We start from the raw sequence: 2,474 nt of genomic DNA, 5'->3' as shown, positions 1-2,474 counted from the left end.
CCCGCCAGCACGGCACCGCTCCCGGCCAGCACCAACGGGCGCCCGCGCAGCCCCGACCGGCAGGCGGCCGCGAGCAGCGCGTAGGCCAGCAGGATCTCGGCCGCCTGGGCCGCCGGACGCGGCACCAGCGAGGGCGGCACCAGTCGGCAGAAGACGATGCCGGTCACCAGCACCAGCAGCAGTCGCAGCAGCGGGCCGGCCAGCACGGCGGCGAACCGGCCGGCCACGTAGCGCAGCTCCAGCACGTTGTGCAGCACCCCGAACAGCGCCAGGCCCAGCACCGCAAGGCCGGCCGGGGCACGCAGCGCCAGGAGCAGCGCCGCGGCCGCCGCGAGGACGAACCCGGCCTGCGGGACCGCGCCGAGCCGCACGCCTCCGGGAGCGGCAGGTCCCGCGCCCTCCGGGGTGGCGGGCCGGCCGCCGGCCGGGCCGGTGGGGCCGCCGGGACCGGTGGGTCCGTCGGGGCGGGTAGGTCCGCCGGGGCGGGAAGGTATGCCGGAACCGCTAGGTTCGCCGCCGTCCCGGCCGCTGCGCGCCGGGGCGGACGGGCGTGCCGTGGCGGACGGGTGTGACGGCGGGCCCTGGTCGGAGCCGTCCGCGATCCCGATGGCCACGCTCCCCCTCCCCGTGGCACGATCCCCGCCGTGCCCTACTCGTCGGCCCTCGCCCTCACCCTGCTGGTCGAGGCACCGCTGTACACCGTGGCCCTCGTCCGGGCCGGCGGGGTCCGCCCGGCCCGCGCCGCGACGGCCTCCGTCCTGGTCAACCTGGCCACGCACCCGCTGCTCTGGTGGTCCGTGAGCCACCGCACCGGCGGGACCGCCGCAGCGTACTGGACCGCGTTCGCGGTCGGCGAGGCCGCCGTCTGCGCGACCGAGGCGGCACTGCTGCGCCCGCTCGCCGGGCTGCGCCTGCGCGGGCCGCTGCCCTGGGCCGTCGCCGGGACGGCCAACGCCGCCTCGGTGCTGGCGGGCCTGCTGGCGGGCCCGCTGGGCGCGGCGAGGTGGTGACCCGGCGGCCGTCTCCACGCGGGTCGCCACCGGTGGAGCCCCCGGCGGACCGCCCGGGTACCGTGGCCGGTGACTTGACGTGCCGGACCGGCCGGGACAGGACGGGGTCCTACTGATGATCGTGGTGGATGCGTCCGCGCTGGTGCTCGCGTTGGCCGACGAGGGCGAGCGCGGAGAGGCGGCCCGGGCCGAACTCGCCGCCGGGGGCGAGTGGGTGGCCCCCGAGCACATCGTCATCGAGGTGATGCAGTCGCTGCGCGGCCTCTACCTCGCCAGGGAACTGAGCGCCGAGCGGGTGGGTGAACTCGCCGCCCGGCTGCCGGGGTTGGCCATCCGCAAGGTCGAGGTCGCACCCCTGCTCGGCCGGATCTGGGAGCTCAAGGACAACCTCACGCCCGATGACGCCGCGTACGTCGCGGTCGCGGAGCGGTTCGGCGCGCCGCTGGTCACGGCGGACCTGCGGCTGATGCGGGCCAGCGGGCCGCGCTGCGAGATCCGCGGGATCCACCGCTCGACCGGCTGAGCCGGACGAGCGCCCGGGGTGCCTGCAGGAAGCGGAAGGCGCGGAACGAGCGGGAGGCACGAGGCTGCCCGCTTCGGGGACCGGCTTCGGGGACCGGCTTCGGGGAATCGGCCGGGATCGGGCTGGGATCGCCTTCAGGGGGTGTCCGCCGGGACCGGGCGGCGTTGAGCAGGGCGTCCCGCCGTACCGCCTCCGGAAGGTCCGCCGATGTCCACGCCGCTCGCCGCCGCCCTGCTTCCGCTCGCCCTGCTGGCCCCCGCCGCGACCGGCCCCTCGGGCTCGGCCGACCCTTCGGGCCGGGTCTCACCGGACTCGCCGGTCTCCGTCGTGGAGGCCGACTTCGACCCGGCGACGGCCTTCGTTCCGCCGACCGCGATCAGCCACGCGCCGGACCTCGTCCCGTACGGCTCGCACGTCCGGGTCGTCGTCGACCGCTCGTTCCCCGGACGGACGGTACTGACCGTCACGGTGGCCGGGGTCGCCGCGGACCACGCGTTCCCGGCCCACCTGCACACCGGCCCCTGCGGAGCCGACCCGACCGCCTCCGGTCCGCACTACCAGGACGCGGTGGACCCGGTGCGCCCCTCCACCGACCCGGCCTACGCCAACGACCGCAACGAACTGCGGCTGACGCTGCGCACCGACTCCCGGGGCGGCGGCACGGCGGCCACCGCGGTGGCCTGGCAGCCGCGACCCGGCGAGGCCCGCTCGCTGGTCCTCCACGCCGGCACCCCGGCCGGTCGGCACGGCGCGGCCGACCGGGCCGCCTGCGTGAAGCTGCAGCCGTGAGGCCCGGGAGCCGCTCGGGGTCGCGGGAGCCCCGGGCCTGCCCGGAGCCCCGGAGGCTCGGGGTCCCGGGATGCCGTGGCACCGGGCCGGGCGGCCGGCGGGGTCAGGCTCCGAGGGTCGCGACCAGCACCGCCTTGATGGTGTGCAGGCGG

The 2,474-nt window shown here is 77.8% G+C and carries 3 protein-coding genes and 1 pseudogene; 3 read left to right on the top strand and 1 reads right to left on the bottom strand.

The window, feature by feature from the left end; all coding sequences use genetic code 11:
• Nucleotides 1-371: pseudogene (locus MCM47_RS39730) on the bottom strand (hypothetical protein); the annotation flags it as partial.
• Between the two features lie 273 nt (nucleotides 372-644).
• Between MCM47_RS39730 and MCM47_RS39725 the strand changes: the two are divergent.
• The 3 genes from MCM47_RS39725 (at nucleotide 645) to MCM47_RS39715 (ending at nucleotide 2,322) form a co-directional block, all read left to right on the top strand.
• A complete protein-coding gene (locus MCM47_RS39725) occupies nucleotides 645-1,010 on the top strand; it encodes a hypothetical protein (RefSeq protein WP_238951719.1) in 366 nt (121 codons plus the stop codon).
• Between the two features lie 115 nt (nucleotides 1,011-1,125).
• On the top strand, nucleotides 1,126-1,533 hold the full coding sequence (locus MCM47_RS39720) for a type II toxin-antitoxin system VapC family toxin (RefSeq protein ID WP_238951718.1): 408 nt from the start codon (nucleotides 1,126-1,128) through the stop codon (nucleotides 1,531-1,533).
• Nucleotides 1,534-1,740: 207 nt separating this feature from the next.
• A complete protein-coding gene (locus MCM47_RS39715; RefSeq protein WP_238951717.1) occupies nucleotides 1,741-2,322 on the top strand; it encodes a superoxide dismutase family protein in 582 nt (193 codons plus the stop codon).
• Nucleotides 2,323-2,474 lie beyond the last annotated feature (152 nt).

It is taken from the genome of Kitasatospora sp. A2-31, assembly GCF_022288725.1.
GTDB lineage: Bacteria > Actinomycetota > Actinomycetes > Streptomycetales > Streptomycetaceae > Kitasatospora.
The sequence above is the reverse complement of the archived record's forward strand: the minus strand, read 5'-3'. Positions and strand labels throughout refer to the sequence as shown.

Bases quoted from the DNA above. Each gene is read 5' to 3' on its own strand.
- MCM47_RS39720 (WP_238951718.1), top strand. From the start codon at position 1,126: ATGATCGTGGTGGATGCGTCCGCGCTGGTGCTCGCGTTGGCCGACGAG.
- MCM47_RS39715 (WP_238951717.1), top strand. From the start codon at position 1,741: ATGTCCACGCCGCTCGCCGCCGCCCTGCTTCCGCTCGCCCTGCTGGCC.